General features: G+C 71.7%; 15 protein-coding genes and 1 tRNA gene. 9 read left to right on the forward strand and 7 right to left on the reverse strand.

The features are described from left to right. Positions 1-635 precede the first annotated feature (635 nt). Complete coding sequence (locus ACZ6QO_RS15460) at positions 636-1,685, forward strand: AI-2E family transporter (protein ID WP_465851149.1); 1,050 nt, start codon at positions 636-638, stop codon at positions 1,683-1,685. Between the two features lie 24 nt (positions 1,686-1,709). Here ACZ6QO_RS15460 and ACZ6QO_RS15465 read toward each other — a convergent pair whose 3' ends face one another. Both ACZ6QO_RS15465 and ACZ6QO_RS15470 read right to left on the reverse strand, forming a co-directional pair. After that, on the reverse strand, positions 1,710-2,957 hold the full coding sequence (locus ACZ6QO_RS15465; protein WP_465851151.1) for a hypothetical protein: 1,248 nt from the start codon (positions 2,955-2,957) through the stop codon (positions 1,710-1,712). Positions 2,958-3,354: 397 nt separating this feature from the next. Then, positions 3,355-3,495 carry a hypothetical protein gene (locus tag ACZ6QO_RS15470; RefSeq protein WP_465851153.1) on the reverse strand — a complete coding sequence of 47 codons (141 nt, stop codon included), beginning with the start codon at positions 3,493-3,495 and terminating at the stop codon, positions 3,355-3,357. On the opposite strand from ACZ6QO_RS15470, the gene ACZ6QO_RS15475 reads away from it, so the two are divergent. The 5 genes from ACZ6QO_RS15475 (at position 3,494) to ACZ6QO_RS15495 (ending at position 9,208) form a co-directional block, all read left to right on the forward strand. Continuing rightward, a complete protein-coding gene (locus ACZ6QO_RS15475) occupies positions 3,494-3,682 on the forward strand; it encodes a hypothetical protein (RefSeq protein WP_465851155.1) in 189 nt (62 codons plus the stop codon). The two genes, ACZ6QO_RS15470 and ACZ6QO_RS15475, sit on opposite strands and share 2 nt — an antisense overlap. 157 nt (positions 3,683-3,839) lie before the next feature. Continuing rightward, entirely contained in the window at positions 3,840-4,505 is a 666-nt protein-coding gene (gene leuE / locus ACZ6QO_RS15480) for a leucine efflux protein LeuE (RefSeq protein WP_465851157.1), read from the forward strand. A gap of 374 nt (positions 4,506-4,879) precedes the next feature. After that, the gene (locus ACZ6QO_RS15485; protein WP_465851159.1) at positions 4,880-5,530 is read left to right on the forward strand and encodes a VC0807 family protein; all 651 of its coding nucleotides are present in this window, start codon (positions 4,880-4,882) and stop codon (positions 5,528-5,530) included. 166 nt (positions 5,531-5,696) lie between these two features. Beyond that, positions 5,697-6,416 (forward strand): SDR family oxidoreductase, encoded by a 720-nt coding sequence (locus ACZ6QO_RS15490; RefSeq protein ID WP_465851160.1) that lies wholly within the window; start codon positions 5,697-5,699, stop codon positions 6,414-6,416. 146 nt (positions 6,417-6,562) lie between these two features. After that, a complete protein-coding gene (locus ACZ6QO_RS15495; RefSeq protein WP_465851162.1) occupies positions 6,563-9,208 on the forward strand; it encodes a PEP/pyruvate-binding domain-containing protein in 2,646 nt (881 codons plus the stop codon). A 21-nt stretch (positions 9,209-9,229) separates the two neighbouring features. Here ACZ6QO_RS15495 and ACZ6QO_RS15500 read toward each other — a convergent pair whose 3' ends face one another. Next, the gene (locus tag ACZ6QO_RS15500) at positions 9,230-10,141 is read right to left on the reverse strand and encodes an LLM class F420-dependent oxidoreductase (protein ID WP_465851164.1); all 912 of its coding nucleotides are present in this window, start codon (positions 10,139-10,141) and stop codon (positions 9,230-9,232) included. Positions 10,142-10,283: 142 nt separating this feature from the next. Between ACZ6QO_RS15500 and ACZ6QO_RS15505 the strand changes: the two genes are divergently transcribed. The 3 genes from ACZ6QO_RS15505 to ACZ6QO_RS15515 all read left to right on the forward strand — a co-directional run bounded on the left by ACZ6QO_RS15505 (position 10,284) and on the right by ACZ6QO_RS15515 (position 13,011). Next, positions 10,284-10,718, forward strand: a complete 435-nt coding sequence (locus tag ACZ6QO_RS15505) for a hypothetical protein (protein ID WP_465851166.1) — start codon at positions 10,284-10,286, stop codon at positions 10,716-10,718. Between the two features lie 172 nt (positions 10,719-10,890). After that, positions 10,891-10,967 (forward strand) — tRNA-Met (locus ACZ6QO_RS15510). A 328-nt stretch (positions 10,968-11,295) separates the two neighbouring features. Then, positions 11,296-13,011 (forward strand): IlvD/Edd family dehydratase, encoded by a 1,716-nt coding sequence (locus ACZ6QO_RS15515; protein WP_465851168.1) that lies wholly within the window; start codon positions 11,296-11,298, stop codon positions 13,009-13,011. A gap of 21 nt (positions 13,012-13,032) precedes the next feature. On the opposite strand, the gene ACZ6QO_RS15520 is transcribed toward ACZ6QO_RS15515, so the two are convergent. From ACZ6QO_RS15520 to ACZ6QO_RS15535, 4 genes are all read right to left on the reverse strand, one after another. Continuing rightward, positions 13,033-14,049, reverse strand: a complete 1,017-nt coding sequence (locus ACZ6QO_RS15520; protein WP_465851170.1) for a zinc-dependent alcohol dehydrogenase — start codon at positions 14,047-14,049, stop codon at positions 13,033-13,035. 25 nt (positions 14,050-14,074) lie between these two features. After that, positions 14,075-15,088 (reverse strand): zinc-dependent alcohol dehydrogenase, encoded by a 1,014-nt coding sequence (locus ACZ6QO_RS15525; RefSeq protein ID WP_465851172.1) that lies wholly within the window; start codon positions 15,086-15,088, stop codon positions 14,075-14,077. A gap of 106 nt (positions 15,089-15,194) precedes the next feature. Beyond that, positions 15,195-15,983, reverse strand: coding sequence for an IclR family transcriptional regulator (locus ACZ6QO_RS15530; RefSeq protein ID WP_465851174.1), 789 nt, complete (start codon positions 15,981-15,983; stop codon positions 15,195-15,197). Between the two features lie 26 nt (positions 15,984-16,009). Further along, positions 16,010-16,960, reverse strand: a complete 951-nt coding sequence (locus ACZ6QO_RS15535) for a ribonuclease Z (RefSeq protein ID WP_465851175.1) — start codon at positions 16,958-16,960, stop codon at positions 16,010-16,012.

Consider the following 16,960-nt stretch of genomic DNA (forward strand, 5'->3'; position numbering starts at 1 on the left):
AAACTCTCCAAACAATGTCTGAAGAACCATCCCGGCAGACACCCCGCACACAACATGCAGGATGCCAACCAAAGGAAAACCATCCCCACACCCACAACCAAAAGGGGCGCGGAAGACGGGAGTAATGCATATTCATGCACTGGCTTTTAACACACTGTTGAGTTCTCAAGAAACGGACGCGTACACCAGCCGGAAACCAGACCCACAGGGCCCGACCCCCGTCCGGGGCGTTCATTTCGTCTGCCTTCATTTTAGCCGACCCGGTCGATCAGAGCCAAATCGCGGTGTTACCCGCACTTGACTTCCAACCACCCGAACCATCTAGCATTCAGGCCGCCCCGTCTCCAGGGCAACCCCTCTAGCTTACACAGTCTGTCGCAGCTGCGCAAGCGAAGCTTCGAAGATCTTTTGGAGGGGTGTCGCCATCATGCTCCCGCCGCCGCGCACGTCTCAGCCACGTGAAGTGGTGAGCGGGTTGGTGGCCGGGCGATGCCGACGACAAAAGATTAGCAGCCCTGGCGCGGCCCTCGATCCAATACAGGCAACGATCGAGTAGAACCTTTTCGCGTATGGGGCAAGACCAGTACAACAACGGGTAGGACCGAAGAATCACGAGCGGATCGAGGCTGACCACCGTGAGCGAACGCAGGACACCCCGTGCGCTGGTGATGCTGCTGGTCGCGGCCGCGGCCGTGGTGGTGCTGGCCGGCATCAAGGCGGTCAACGCGATCGTCGGCCCCATCGTCCTGGCCCTGGTCCTGGTCGTTGCGGTCTCCCCGATCAGAAGCTGGCTCGTTCGCAGGCGGGCTCCCAGCTGGCTGGTCGTCGCCGTGCCGTTCTCCGCGGTGATCGTCGTCTTGATGGGCATGGTCGCGATCCTCACCACCGCCGTCGTCCAGATGGCCGTGCTGCTGCCGGACTATTCGGCCCAGTTCAACAAGCTGGTGGCCGACGCCCAGGCATGGGCGGCGGCGCGAGGCATCGCCCCCCAGGTGAACCAGGCCCTGCGGTCGCTGGACCCGGGAAAGATCTTCGAGGTCGCCCAAGGTCTGGTGAGCAGCGTGCTGGGCGTGGTGTCCAGCCTCTTCCTGATAGTGATCTTGCTGCTGGCGATGAGCCTGGACGCGCCGGTCACCTCGCGCATCATGGCCGCCGCCGCGGCGGAGCGGCCGGCGATCACCAAAGCGCTGTCGACCTTCGCCTACAAGACCCGCCGTTACCTGCTGGTGTCGACGATCTTCGGCCTGATCTGCGCGGCGCTGGACGTGGTCGCGCTGTACCTGCTGAGCGTGCCGCTCCCCCTGTTGTGGGGTGTGCTGGCGCTGATCACCAACTACATCCCGAACATCGGGTTCGTCATCGGGCTGGTGCCGCCCGCGCTGCTCGCCCTGCTGACGGGCGGCCTGCGGAGCATGATCCTGGTGATCGTGGCGTACATGGTGATCAACATCGTCGTGCAGTCGTTCATCCAGCCGAAGTTCCTCGGTGACGCGGTCGGGTTGAGCACCACGGTCACCTTCCTGTCGTTGATCATCTGGGCCACGGTGCTGGGACCGCTCGGGGCGCTCCTCGCGATCCCGCTCACTCTGCTGACCCGTGCCCTGCTGATCGACAGCGACCCCGACCTGAAGTGGTCGGGCGCGCTGGTCTCCGGCGAGATCCCCGCGGAACGGCCGGGTTCCTGATAGCCGGGCGCCTCCGCGCCCGCGTCAGACCGAGGCGCCGATCCGCGAGCGAGGAACCCCCGGACGGGACGCGAGCGAGGACCATCCGGTTCGGCGCGCACCCCAGGGCATGGCGGCGACGAGAACCGGCAGCAGCACCGCCGAGCTCATCGCCCACGGCGAGTGCAGATACCACCAGCGCACGTCGTCGAACTGGGTCAGATAGAGATACCCCACCCCGGCCCAGGTAGAGGTGCCGATGATGGCCGGCCAGGCGAACCTCGTCGGCCGCGCCACGAGGAACGGCATGAACCACATGAGGTACTGGGCGCCGAGCCTCGGCGTGACGACCATGAAGGCCAGCAGCAGCGCCGTGGTCAGGTCGATCGGATCGGCGCGCCGCCACAGGAAGCCGACCACGAGCAGCGTGCCGTAGATCGCCCACTGGCCGTAACGTGCGAGGTCGGCGTCGAGGGCCCACTCTCCACCGGTCTTGAGCGCGGTCCATCCCCATTCGCCGATGATGGGACGCACGTCGCCGATGGTCCGGATCACCTTGGGAAGCTGGTCGAGGGACGTGCCCGCGCCGATCGGCAGCGTCACGAGGAAGAAGATCGGCGCGACGCCGGTGGCGAAGAAGGCGTAGATGCGCGAGCGCAGGTCCGGCAGGAACAGCAGCATGCCGGGGACCAGCCAGATCGGCCAACTCTTGGCGCACAGCGCGAGGCCCATCAGCAGGCCGGCGACGATCGCGTTGCGGACGGGCCGGGACGTCCTGGCGTTCCTAGCCACGACGAAGGCGGCGACGCCGAACACCAGCGAGACCGGCTCGACCTGGCCGTGGATTGAGGCGACCAGCACCGCGAGAGGGTTGCAGGCGTACTGGAAGGCGCGCAGGCCGGTGTCCTTGCCGCCCGCCAGCTTGCCGACCAGGGGGATCAGGATGATGTCGGCCACCACGGTGACCAGGCGTCCGGCGATCTCCCATGGGATGTGCATCCACAGCAGCAGGCCGTAGACGTACGGGATCGTGGGCAGGAAGTGCCAGCCCCCGTTGCTTTCGAGCACGGGATCGCGGTGGGCGAGGATGGCGTCGCCTGCCGGTTTGAAGCTCTTCATGAAGTCCACGGGCTGCCAGGTGGATTTCACGGCCAAGATCATGATCAGGACGCGTACCGCGATGCCGACGGCGAGCGCGACGGTCAGCGACGGCCGCCAGCCCTTCCATTGGGCCACGATCGCCAGCACGACACCTGAGACGAGGACGCACCCCGTGAGAATTGCGTTGTCCATGACGCCCACTAGCCTGCCGGAACGCAGCCCATACCGACTACTCGGGTGGGAAAATTGCCACCATCTATCCAGGATTGATCACACAAAGAAGTGTTTTGACTCCTATGGGTGACATCAACAGTTAGATGGTCATTTCAACCCCCAGTCGAACGCCCCAACATCCGCAGGTGCCCCGCGTTGATGGTCCGAGGTGACCGCGCGCCGAAGGACCGGCATGATCCCGGCGGCGGCCTCGGCAGGGATGGTCCGGCGTCCGGGCGGGCCGCTGCCGGGACGGGCGGCCACCGGAGAATGCTTTCCCGTTGGCCGCCCGCCGATCAGGAGCCGGCGTGATCTGAGTGAACTGCCAGTCGTTCTGGGCGATGCCGCTGCACGCCGCCTGCACGCCGCCGCCGGGTCAGGGCCGGTCGCGTTTCACCGACCAGAACGCCAGCCGCGCGAGCCCGTTGGACCTGGCCCAGTCGCGGATCTGGGTCCACGTCGCCGGCGTGGTGGTCTCCTGCTGGTCGGACAGGCCGTTCATGCCGGAGATGCCCATGGCCGAACGTCACGATGGTCTTGATGCCGGGATTGTTCTGCTTGAGTTGAGGGGCGCGGCGAAGTTGCCCGGGCTGCCGTTGAAGCCGAAGGTGGTTACGGCGCCGGCGGGCAGGTCGGCGGGCAGGTCGAAGGCGACGCCCCAGCCGTTCAGCGGGCTCGATGTGCCATTGCTGATCGTGCACTAGCCCTCGAAGCCGCTGCCCCAGTCCTGCGGCTTGGTGAACGTCGCGGTGGCCGAGGCGGCCGAGGCCGGCGCGGTGGTCACTGGTCCACTCGCCTGCCTGGCGACATATGGTCGGCACGGTCAGTTGTCTCGGTATAACGTGACAACTCCCTGCGTTTATGGAGTTCAGCGGCATGTTCTTCGGCATCACCAACATCTGGGCCTACGTGATCGGCGCGTTCCTGATCATCCTGCTCCCCGGCCCCAACTCGCTGTACGTGCTGACGGTCGGGGCTCGACGCGGCGTGCGCACCGGCTATCGCGCGGCCTGCGGCGTCTTCGTGGGAGACAGCGTGCTGATGGTGCTGTCGGCGGCCGGGGTCGCCTCGCTGCTCCAGTCGACCCCGCTGCTGTTCAACGTGGTCAAGTACGCCGGGGCGGCCTACCTGGCGTGGCTGGGCTTCAACATGATCCGCGCCGCCGTGCGGTCGTGGCGCGGCAAGGGGGAACAGGAGACGCCGGGAGAGGCGGCGCCCGACCTCGCCGACCCGTTCAGGAAGGCTCTGACGATCAGCCTGCTCAACCCCAAGGCGATCTTGTTCTTCATCTCGTTCTTCGTGCAGTTCGTCGACCCGCATTACGGGGCGCCGGCGCTGTCATTCCTGATCTTGGGCGCGATCTGTCAATTCTTCAGCGTTATCTACCTGTCAACGCTGATTTTCGGCGGCGTGTATCTGGCCAACCAGTTCCGGCGGCGGCGCAGGCTGTCGGCCGGTCTCACCTCGGGCGTGGGGGCGCTGTTCCTGGCGTTCGGCGCCCGGCTGGCCACCTCCAGCCTCGGGTGACGGCCGAGGCCTCCTGCGGCACGTCCCCCGGTTGTCGTGCGCCTTCGGCGCGACGCTCACCAGCGACAGGAGCGGCGCGGCGCCGAGATCTCGGCGCGAACCCGGCCGGTGTTACGACCTGGGTGTGACACGATGAGAGTCAGCGAGCACCCGGGCCCACCGGTCGATGAGGGGGCGGCGAGCACGCAACCGCACGTCAATTAATGATCAAATTAAACGATCTTTTCTTGCATATGTACGTCTTACTCAGACATTGTGTACGGTGGGCCACCAACGGCCATAATTCGGTGTTTCAGCCGAGTTTCGACAATCCCGTTCCAGGGTAGGCGTCGAAGCTTTAGCGTCGGTCATCCAACGTCCTCCCTGGGAGAAGCATGAACGCTCCGCACTTCACCCTGCCGAGGATCACCGCGCTCGTCCGGCAGGCCGTGCCCCGGCTCCTCGAAGGCGTCGTCGCCCCGCTCGCGGTCTTCTACGCCGCCTTGGCCGTTCTCGGCCTGGACGGGGCGCTGGTTGCGGCGGTGGGCTGGGTGTACGCCGGCGTCCTGTGGCGGGTCGTGCGCCGCCGTCCGGTGCCCGGCACGATGATGCTGGCCGCCATCGCCATCACCGCCAGGGCGGCGCTCGGCTGGTGGACCGGCAGCGCCGTCGTCTACTTCCTCCAGCCCGAACTGGGCACCATCTGCATCAGCATGGCCTTCCTGGCCTCGGTCCGGCTGAACCGGCCCCTCGTGCAAAAGCTGACCTTGGACTACATCCACCTCCCCTCGGCCGTGCTGCGGCACGAACGGATGCGGCGCTTCTTCGCCCGCATCACGCTGCTGTGGGCCTTCGTGCTGCTGGCCAACTCGGCGGTCAGCATCTGGCTGCTGCTGCACCAGTCGATCGGCACCTACCTGCTGGTGCGCACGTCGGTGGTCGCGGTCATCAGCGGCGCCGCGGTCGGCGTCTCGATCTACGCGTTCCGCAGGGTGCTGCACCGCCTGCACGCCGACGCGCCCGCCCCCGCCATCACCGCCGGCTGACCTGACGGCCCCCGCCTCGCGGCCCCTCCCTCGCTCTCCGCTGAAGTCATCCGGAGCGATCCCGGGCGATCCAGGACTCCTGACGTCTCACCTGCGCTCACCAGGTACGCGGATGCGCATATATGGGCAAAGATGAGGGCGTTTCCGGCAAGGAGAGGACAGGACCATGGGGTGTGCACTCGTGACCGGCGCGTCGCGGGGTCTCGGCGCGGTCATCGCCGAGCGGCTGGCCACCGACGGCTGGAAGGTCGTCGTCAACTACGCCCACGACAGCGCGGGAGCGAACGCGGTCGCCGGGCGCATCGGCGACGCGGCGTACGTGGCGCGCTTCGACGTCACCGACGAGGACGAGGTGGCGGCGGGCATCGAGGACATCCGCCGGCGGGTCGGCCCGATCAGCGTCGTGGTGAACAACGCGACCGGGCCGCAGCCGATGATGCCGATCGAGAAGCAGACCTGGCAGGACCACCTCGACCAGCTCCGGTTCTTCGTCAAGGCGCCGCTGCTGCTCCTGCACGCCGTGCTGCCCGACCTGAAGGCCGCGGGCGGCGGGCGCGTCATCAACATCGGCAGCGAGGTCGCCGACCTCGGCAACACCGACTTCGGGCACTACGTGTCGGCGAAGGCGGCCATGCACGGCCTGACCCGCTCGTGGGCGCGCGAGCTCGGCCCGCTCGGCATCACCGTCAACACCGTGGAGCCGGGTTGGATACCGGTGGAGCGCCACGCGGGCGACGACTGGAGCGACTACCGCGACCGGCTCCCGCTCCGCCACATGGGCGTTCCCGCCGACGTGGCCGAGGCTGTCGCGTACCTGGCCTCCCCCGGCGCCGGCTTCGTCACCGGCCAGCGCCTGGCGGTGAACGGCGGCAACACCATGAGCTGAGGCCGCGGCGACCGGGGACCGCGGGTCCATATTTCATCAACTGTTGATTTCAACGATTGATGAGTTTACCGTGGAGTCACACATACGGACAGCGTCGCCGGGGAAGGGCGGGCCCCGTCCACCCGGCGGCACAGGGAGAGACGACCATGCTCATCTCCGACGGTGACCACCGGCCCGCCGGCCTGGAGCACCACCCCCTCATCCTCGCCTTCGACGACATCACGGCCGACCTGCTGCCGCTGGTCGGAGGCAAGGCGGCCAACCTCGGCGTGCTGACCCGGGCCGGGCTGCCCGTGCCGCCGGGGCTCTGCCTGACCACGTGGGCCTACCGCCGCGTCGCCGAGACCGCGGAGCTCGCGGAGGTGCTGGACGCGCTGACGCGCACCGCCCCCGGCGACACCGCCGCGCTGGCCGAGCTGGCCGGACGGGCGCGCGCCGCCGTCCTGGCCGCCCCCGTCCCGGACGACATCGCCCGCGCCGCGCGGGAGGCCGCCGACGGCCCTGTGGCGGTCCGCTCGTCGGCCACCGCCGAGGACCTTCCCAACGCCAGCTTCGCCGGCCAGCAGGACACCTACCTGAACGTGGTCGGCCCGGACGCGGTGCTCGACGCCGTACGCCGGTGCTGGGCCTCGCTGTGGACCGACCGCGCGGTCGCCTACCGCGCGGCGAACGGCATCGACCACGCCGCCGTGCACCTGGCCGTGGTGATCCAGCGCATGGTACAGGCCGAGGTCGCCGGGGTGATGTTCACCGCGAACCCGGTCACCGGCCGGCGCCGCGAGACGGTGATCGACGCCAGTCCCGGACTCGGCGAGTCGGTGGTGTCCGGCGGGGTCAACCCCGACCATTTCGTGGTCAGCCCGGACAAGAAGATCACCAAGCGGCTGCTCGGCGACAAGCTGACCGTGATCCGTTCGGTGGAGGGCGGCGGCACCGAGCGGGTCGGCCGGGAGGCAGCGGACGGCCCGTGCCTGACCGACGACCAGATCATCGCCCTGGCGAAGCTCGGGACACGGGTGGAGGACCACTACGGCTCACCCCAGGACACCGAGTGGGCGATCGACTCCTCCGGCGCCCTGTGGCTCACTCAGGCGCGGCCGATCACCACTCTCTATCCGCTGCCCGAGGCGCCCGCCGACGGCCTGCGGGTGTACTTCTGCTTCAGCCTGGCGCAGGGCCTGCACCGGCCGATCACTCCCATGGGGGTCTCGGCCTTCCGCACGCTGGCCGGCTCGGTCGCCGCCCTCTACGGCGCGCGCAACGGCCCTCTGCCGCTCGTGGAGCCGGGCATGCGCCTGTTCGGGGACGTCACCGGCGTGATGCGCAGCCGCGTGGGGCGCGCCATCGTGCCCCGGCTGCTCGACTTCATGGAGGCACGCTCGGCGGTCGTGCTCCGCGGCCTGTTCGACGATCCACGGCTGAGCGTGACCCACCGTTCGCCGCTGCCGGCGGTGCGCCGGCTGGGCCGCATCGCGGCCAGGTACCGCATACCGGTGCGCATCATCCAGGCCGTGCGCGATCCCGAGACCTCCCGCCGGCGCATCGCCTGGGTGGGCGACCGGCTGCGCGAGCGGCTGGCGCTCGCGGAGGGCGCCACGGCGGCGCAACGGCTGGACCACGTGGAACGCTGCCTGGGCACCCAGGTGGTGCCGATGATCCCGCACATCGTCCCTGGCCCGATCGCCGGCTTCCTGATGATGGGCCTGGCCGCCCGCCTGCTGCGGGGACGCACCAGGCCGGGCGAGCTGCCGACCGTGCTGCGCGGGCTGCCGCACAACGTCACCACCGAGATGGACCTGGCCCTGTGGCAGGCGGCCGCCCGCATCCGGGCCGACGAGCCCTCCGCCCTCGCGCTGAGCGGCCCGTCGCTGCCGGAGGGCGAACTGCCCGCCGTGCTGCGCGAGGAGCTGGACGGCTTCCTCGCCCGCTACGGCCACCGGGCCGTGGCCGAGATCGACGTGGGCATGCCCCGCTGGCGGGACGACCCGTCGCACGTGCTCGGCGTGCTCGCCAACTACCTGCGGCAGGACGACCCCGCGCTGGCCCCCGACGCGCAGTTCGCCCGGGTGGCGCGCGAGGCGGAGGCGATGATCGACACGCTGGCCCGCCGCGCCGGCGGCCTGCGGGGGCGCGTCGTCCGCTTCGCGCTGGGGCGCACGCGGGAGCTCGCCGGCGCCCGGGAGATGCCCAAGTACAACTTCATCGTGGCCCTCGGCGAGATGCGCGGGCACCTGGCGGCGGTCGGCGGCGAGCTGGCCGGGCGCGGGCTGCTGGAGGAGCCCGGCGATGTGTTCATGCTGAGCATCGCCGAGGCCCGCGCCGGGCTCGCCGGCGCCGACCAGCGCGCGCTCGTCCGGACGCGGCGCGCGACCTACGAGCGGGAGCTGCGCCGCCGGCACATCCCCCGCGTCATGCTGTCGGACGGCACCGAGCCGGAGGCGGTCGGCGCCGCCACGCCCGTCGAGGGCGCCCTCACCGGCACTCCGGCCTCGCCCGGCACGGTGACCGGCACGGCGCGCGTCATCCTCGACCCGGTGGGCGCCCACCTGTCGCCCGGGGAGATCCTCGTCGCCCCGTCCACCGACCCGGGCTGGACGCCGCTGTTCCTCACGGCGGGGGGCCTGGTGATGGAGATGGGCGGGGCGAACTCCCACGGCGCGGTGGTGGCACGCGAGTACGGCATCCCCGCGGCCGTCGGGGTCCCCGACGCCACCACGCGCATCGCGACCGGCGACGTGATCACCGTCGACGGCACCACCGGTTCGGTCAGCCTGGCCGATCCGCCCGCCTGACCCGTCGAAGCCGGGCCGCCGTCAGGAGACCAGGCCGGCGAGGAAGCGCCGGGTGCGCTCGGCGTCGTCCCCGTCGGCGAACGTGGCGGCGGCGAAGTCGGTCACGCCGAGTGCGGCCAGGTCGGCGATCTGGGCGGCGACCTCGTCCTCCTCGCCCACGATCGCCACGTCGCCGGGGCCCGCCGCGCCCTCCCGGTCGAGCATCGCACGGTAGGAGGGGAGCTTGCCGTAGATGGCGAAGACGTCCGAGGCGCGCTCCCTGGCGGCGTCCTTGTCCCCGGTGACGGCGACCGGCAGCGCGCACACGATGCGCGGGGCCGGGCGTCCGGCCTCCCGGGCGGCCTCGGTGATGGCCGGGACGACGTGCTCGGCGACGGTCTTGGGCCCGGTCATCCACAAGATCGTGCCGTCCGCCCGCTCTCCGGCCAGGCGCAGCATGCGGGGCGCGAGCGCGGCGATCAGCACGGGCAGTTCCCCCTCCGCGCGCGGGGTGCCGAGGGCGATGTGCGCCCGGAGGGTGTCGCCGTCGAAGTCGGCCTGCTCGCCGCGGAGCAGGGGGACCAGCACCGACAGGTACTCGCGCATGTGGCGCGCCGGCTTGTCGTAGTCGTAGCCGTACATGTCCTCGATGACGAGCCGGTGGGACAGCCCCACGCCGAGCGCGAGCCGCCCGCCGAGGGCCAGGTCGGTGGTGAGCGCCTGCTGGGCCAGGACGGCCGGGTGGCGGGGGTAGGTCGGCACGACGGCGGTGCCGAGTTCGATGTCCGGCACCCTGGCGCCCGCGACCGCGAGCGCGGTGAGGGCGTCGAGCCCGAAGATGTTGGAGACCCAGGCCGAGGCGAACCCCGCGTCGGCGGCGCGGGCGATCCTCTCCTCCAGCTTGGCGATCGCGTCCGGCCCCGAGGGCTCGTTGAGGTACAGCCCGATGCGCATCGTCCGTCCGTCCGTTCCGAGATACCGAATTTCATTCTGTTCGTGTGCGCTCATCGTACGCATGCGCGCCCGTCGGAGCGACGCGGATCGGCCGCCGATCCCGCGCCGTGCCGGACTGCGGATGATCGGTAGAGTGACGGGGATGCGGAGTGTCGCGGCGTGCGGTCTGGTCCTGGCGCTGGCCTGCGCCTGCGGCGGCGCCGAGCCGTCCTTCGAACAGGCCGCGAAGTTCCTGCGCGACGACGCCGCCGCGCTGAGCCGGCTGTCGCTGCCGGGCAAGTCCGTGGCCCTCACCCGCGACACCGCCGGCTGCCCGGCCGGCACCGCGCGCAGCGTCTATACCCTCACCGGTGACCTTCCCCCGGACTCCGGAGCCCAGGGCCAGTCGACCGTCACCGCCATCCTGGCCTCGGAGCTCCACCGCATGGGCTACCAGGAGGGCGAGAGCGCGCAGGAGCGCTTCGGGGTGAACGTCAGCGTGCTGAAGAAGGAGTCCCTCGGCATCGTGTTCACCGTCACCGTGCGCCCCGACCGGCCGAACGTCGAGGTCACCGGCAGAACGGCCTGCGCGTCCTGACCGCCGGGCGGCCTTCCCTGCAAGCCCGGCCGGCGTCTCGCCCGGCGGGTCCGGCGGGCCCGGCGGGCGGCGGATGCGCACCCCGCCGCGGCCGCCCGCCGCTGGACGGCCGGGCACGGCGCCGTTCGCGATTTGCGCGTACGGAGATCGGCGGTAAGGTGGGAAACACCGACGCGGGGTGGAGCAGCTCGGTAGCTCGCTGGGCTCATAACCCAGAGGTCGCAGGTTCAAATCCTGCCCCCGCTACCACGAAGGCCCTGGCCGCCGAGAAATCGGCGGCCAGGGCCTTTTGTCGTCCCCGGGCTCGCGTCCCTTCCCGCCCGCCGCGTGTCCCGGGCCGCCCGCCGCGTGCGTCGCCCAAGGCCTCCTCCTCCGTCTCGCCGTGCGCCGATCCGGGCGGGGAGGTCGCGGACTCGCCGCAGGGCGCCCTCGGACACCGACCCGGCCGATCGGCGCGGACCGGAAGGACGCACGGCGGCCTCTCGCCGATTCCAGGGGGTGCCCGAACGGCGGGGGTGACGATACGATGTGCTCTGTTCCGTCTATCAAACCAACGTTCCAAATAATGGAATAGGCGATGGCTGATCTTCGTAGTTCACACTGGTACGCCGGCGATGACCGAAACGCCTATATTCACCGGGCCTGGATGCGCCGTGGCGTGCCCGGCACCGCGTTCGAGGGGCGGCCGCAGATCGCGATCGCCAACTCCGCCTCCGACCTGACCCCCTGCAACAGTCACCTCAACGAGGTGGCCGAGAGCGTCAAGCAGGGCATCTGGGAGGCCGGCGGGGTGCCGCTCAACCTTCCGGTGGTGTCGCTCGGCGAGACGCAGGTGCGCCCCACCGCGATGCTGTGGCGGAACATGGCGGCGATGGCCACCGAGGAAATGCTGCGCGCCAACCCCATCGACGGCGTGGTGCTGCTCGGCGGCTGCGACAAGACCATTCCGTCGCTGCTGATGGCCGCGGCGTCGGTGGACCTGCCGGCGGTGGTCGTGCCCGGCGGCCCCATGCTGACCGGCACCTTCCGGGGAGTGCCGCTGGGCTGCGGCACCGACGTGTGGCGGCTGAGCGAGGAGGTCCGCGCCGGCACGCTGTCGCAGCAGGCGTTCATGGACTCCGAGTCCTCGATGATCCGCAGCCGGGGGCACTGCAACACGATGGGCACCGCCTCCACCATGGGCCTGCTCGCCGAGGCCCTCGGCACCACCCTTCCCGGCACCGCCGGCCTGCCCGCCCCCGACAGCAGGCTGCTCGCCCGCGCGCACGAGACCGGCCGCCTGATCGTCGAGATGGTCGCCGAGGAGCGCCGGCCCAGCCAGGTGCTGACCAGCGGCTCGTTCCGCAACGCGATCATCGCTCTGGCCGCCCTCGGCGGGTCGACCAACGCCGTGGTGCACCTGCTGGCGATCGCCGGGCGCCTCGGCGTCCCGCTCGGGCTGGACGACTTCGACGCCATCGGCGCCGGCGTGCCGCTGCTGGTGGACCTGCAGCCCGCCGGGCGGCACCTGATGGAGGACTTCCACCGCGCGGGCGGCCTGCACGCCGTGCTGCGCGAGGTGGCGGACCTGCTGGACCAGGACGCGATCACCGTCACCGGCCGTCCGCTGGTCGACTACCTTCCCGAGGCGCAGATCTGGGACCACGAGGTCATCCGGGCCCGCGGCGAGCCGTTGCAGGCGGAGGCCGGCATCGCCGTGCTCCGCGGCAACCTGGCCCCCGACGGGGCGATCATCAAGCCCGCGGCCGCCTCCCCCCACCTGCTGCGCCACCGAGGACGCGCGGTCGTCTTCGACTCCATCGAAGACTTCCACGCCCGCATCGACGACCCTGAGCTTGACGTGGACGCCGACTCGGTGCTGGTGCTGCGCGGCTGCGGGCCGAAGGGATATCCCGGCATGCCGGAGGTGTCGAACATGCCGCTGCCCGCCAAGCTGCTCAAGGAGGGCGTGCGCGACATGGTGCGGGTCTGTGACGGGCGCATGAGCGGCACCGCGTACGGGACGGTGGTGCTGCACGTGGCCCCCGAGGGCGCCTCCGGCGGCCCGCTGGCCCGGGTCCGCACCGGCGACTGGATCACCCTGGACGTGGAGGCGAGGCGCATCGACGTCGACGTGCCCCAGGAGGAGTTCGACCTGCGGGCGCCGTCGCAGGCGATGATCGACGGCCTGGCCCGGCCCCGCCGCGGCTGGGAGGACCTGTACGTGCGCACCGTCATGGGCGCCGACACCGGTGCCGACCTGGACTTCCTGGCCGGGTCCAGCGGACACGAGGTGTCGCGCGAGTCGCACTGACACGGGCGAGGTCGCTCGTCCTCACCGGGAGGGGTGGACGAGCACCTTGCTCGCCTTGAGCCTGCCCTCGGCGAGCGCGCGGAAGGTCGCGGGGGCCTCGTCGAGGCCGACGCGGCCCTCGATCAGCGGCTCCAGCTCGGCGGCGTGCGCCGCCGCCCACACGGCGGTGTCGCGGAACCCGGCCTCGTCGTAGGTGAAGCTGCCCAGAATGGTGCGCTCTTCGGTGCTCACGGCGTACGCGGCGATCTCGACGCGGGGCGACGCCATGCCGAGCAGGACGACGCGCGCGCCCAGCCCGGACACCTCGAAGGCGTCCTGCAGCGTGCGGGCCGAGCCGACGGCGTCGATCACCACGTCGGCCGGTCCGCCGAGGACGGCCCTGACGCCGGCGGCGGACCGGTCCACCGGGTCAATTGCGGTGAAGCCGAGCCTGGTCAGCAGGTCGCGGCGCGCGGGGTCGAGCTCGCCCACCACGACGCGGGCGTCGCCGGCGCGGCGGACGGCGAGCGCCACGGCCTGCCCGATGGGGCCGCCGCCGATCACGTACACCTTGTCGCCCGCGGCGAGGGCGGCGCGCTCCACGGCGTGGTGGCCGACGGCGAGCGGCTCGACCAGGCCGCCGATGTCCGGCGGGGTGCCCTCGGGCAGCGGGACGAGGTTGCGGGCGGGGGCCGTCATGCGCTCGGCGAACGCCGCGCTGATGTCCGGCTGGACGCCGATCACCCGGCGGCCGGGGCAGCGCTGCGGCGTGCCGGCCGCGCAGGCGGCGCAGCGCCCGCAGCCGATCACCGGGTTGACCGTGACCAGGGTGCCGGGACGGCAGGCGCCCGTCGGGTCGGCGAGCACCCGGCCGACCGTCTCGTGGCCCATGACCTGCCCCGGATGCCGGCGCCCGTTCTCGCCGGTGTAGCCGTGCAGGTCAGAGCCGCAGATGCCGGTGGCGAGGATCTCCAGCAGCGCCTCGCCGGGACCGGGGCCGGGGTCGGGGCGGTCCTCGACCGCCATCTCCCAGGGCCCGTGGAACACCAGTGCGCGCATGTCGCCTCCGTCAGGTCGGGATCGGTCACCGCCGCGGATCCACGTGGATCTTGGGCGCGGGCCCCCAGGCGGGCGGGCGGCGGCCGGCCAGCACGCCGGCCACCTCCTCCAGGGGCACCGTCGCGGCCACCAGCGGGCGCGGGTCGACCACGCCCGAGGCGTACAGCCCGATGGCGTCGGCCATGCCGCCGAAGGCGCTGAGCACCCCGACGACGGTCACGTCCTTCAGCACGACGGCGCGGCTGTCGACCGCGCTGGGCTCGCTCGACAGGCCGATGAACACCACCCGCCGCCCCGGTTCGACCAGGTCCACGGCGAGGGCGGGCAGGGCGGGCGCGTTGGAGGCGTCGATGACGGCGTCGTAGCGCAGCCCGGGCAGCGTCTCGCGGGTCCACACGTGCGCGAACCCGAGCGAGCGGGCGAAGGCCAGGGACGGGCCGGCGAGGCCGAGGAGGTGGACCTCCGCGCCCTGGGCGGCGGCGATCAGCGCGGCCAGCAGCCCGATCGCGCCCGGGCCCATGACCAGCAGCCGCTCCCCCGGCGCGAGGGCCGCGCCGCGCACGGCGCGCAGCGCGTTGCCGCCGGGCTCGGCGAGGGCGCCGAGCGCGGGGTCCATGCCGTCCGGCAGGGGGTGCAGCGCGGTCACCGGGACGGGCAGCCGCTCGGCGAGGGCGCCGGGCCACCCGTTGCGGATGCCGACCTCGTACCGGTCCGCGCACACGTGGCGGCGCCCGCTCGCGCAGCGTTCGCAGCGGCCGCAGCCGAGCATGGTCTCGCCGGTGACCCGGCGGCCGAGCCAGGACGGCTCGACCCCGTCGCCGAGAGCGCGCACGATCCCCGACCACTCATGCCCTATGCGGACCGGGTAGCCGGCCTGGCCGGTGTGCAGGTAGGACATGTGGCCGGTGAAGAACTCGACGTCGGTGCCGCACACCCCGGCCCGCTCGACCTCGACGACGACCTCGCCGGGACGCGGCTCGGGCGGCGCGACGTCGCGCACGCCGGCCTCGCCGGGCCCGGTGACGACGAAGGCGCGCATGCCTACCGGACCCGCGGGACGCGCGGGCGGCGGCCCGGCCGGAAGGGGAGCGCGCACGGGAGACCGGCGCGAGGGCGGCGGCCGGGGCCGGCGGCCCGTCCGCCGGTCACCGGGCGGCCTCGCGCTCGGCGACCATGGCGCGGATGGCCGGCACCTGCGCGACGAGGCGGTCGAGCGGGGTGCGGTAGGCCGGGGCGGAGACGCTGACCGCTCCGCTCGGCACGGTCGGCGAGGTGAGGAAGGCGGGGACCGCGACACAGACGATGCCGGGCTCGTTCTCCTGGTCGTCGACGGCGTACCCCCGTTCGCGGGTGGCGCGCAGCTCGGCGGCCAGGGCTCGCGCGGTGGTCAGCGTGTTGGCGGTGCGGCGCTCCAGCGCGCGCCCGCCGGCCCAGGCGGTGACGGCGTCGTCGTCGGGCAGCGCGTGGGCGAGGAGCATCTTGCCGACGGCGGTGCAGTGGGCGGGGTTGCGCCCGCCCACTGTGGAGGTCAGCTTGACCGCGCCGTGCGGCGAGTCGGCCTTGGACCGGTAGACCACCGTCGCGCCGTCCAGGATCGCGTAGTGCGCGGTCTCGCCGTAGCGCTCGGCCAGGGCGTGCAGGAGCGGCCCGACGCGCACGTGGTCGGGGCGGGCCTCGTGGTGGGCGAAGGCCAGGCGCAGGAACTCGTCGCCCAGCACGTAGTGGCCGCGGCTGTTCTTGGCGGCGAAGCCGAAGCGCGACAGCGAGGCCAGCGCGCGGTGCACGGTCGGTTTGGGACTCGCCGCCACGCGCGCCATCTCTTCGAGCGCGATGCCCTCGGGATGACGTGCCAGCTCGGCGAGGATGGCGAGGACGCGGTCGGCGCCGACGAGACGCCGCGCGTCTTCGATCTCGGTGCCGCCGTCCTCAGCCACATTCCATATCGTAGACCAGCATTTCACTATTCGGAATTGACTCGCCTGGATGTCGTCGCCGGGATCCGCCGGGACGGGACGGCGACGCGGACCAGGTCCTCGGCGACCACGATCTCGCCGGGGAAGTGGCGGGCGGCCTGGGCGCCGAAGTGCGCCGGGTCGCTGTAGCGCTGGGAGAAGTGGGTCAGCACCAGGCGCCGCACCCCGCACTCGCGGGCCACGCGGCCGGCCTCCCCCGCGGTCAGGTGGCCGAAGTCGCGCGCGAGCCGGGCGTCCTCGTCCAGGAACGTCGACTCGATCACCAGCAGGTCGGCGCCCTCGGCCAGGGCGAAGACCTCGTCGCAGAGCCGGGTGTCCATGACGAACGCGAACCGCTGCCCCCGGCGCGGCACGCTGACCTCCTCCAGCGTCACCGCGCGCCCGCCGGCCCGTACGACGCCCTCGCGCTGCAGCTCGCCCACGCGCGGGCCGGCGACGCCGCGCTCGCGCAGCCGGTCGGGCAGCATCCGGCGCCCGTCGGGCTCGACCAGCCGGTACCCGAACGCCGGCACCGGGTGGTCGAGGGGACGCGCCTCGATCACGCCGAACCGGCCTTCGGCGATCACCCCGGGCCCCTGGACCGGCTGGGCGATCACGGTGGCCGCCTCGTGGTAGGAGCTCGCGTGGCGCAGCCGGGCGAAGTACTCCGCGCCCGCCGCGGGGAAGTGGGCGTACACCGGGTGCGGCACGCGGTCCAGGGAGATGCGCTGGATCACCCCGGGCACCCCGAGGCAGTGGTCGCCGTGGAAATGGCTGATCAGGATGCGGTTCACGTCGGTCGCGGCGACCCCGGCCATTATCATCTGCCGCTGAGTGCCCTCACCCGGATCGAACAGCAGCCCCAGGCCGTCCCAGCGCAGCAGGTAGCCGTTGTGGTTGCGCCGCCGGGTGGGCGTCTGACTGCCCGTCCCGAGCACGACCAGCTCGCGCGATGACAC

It is taken from the genome of Sphaerisporangium sp. NPDC049457 (assembly GCF_055586705.1).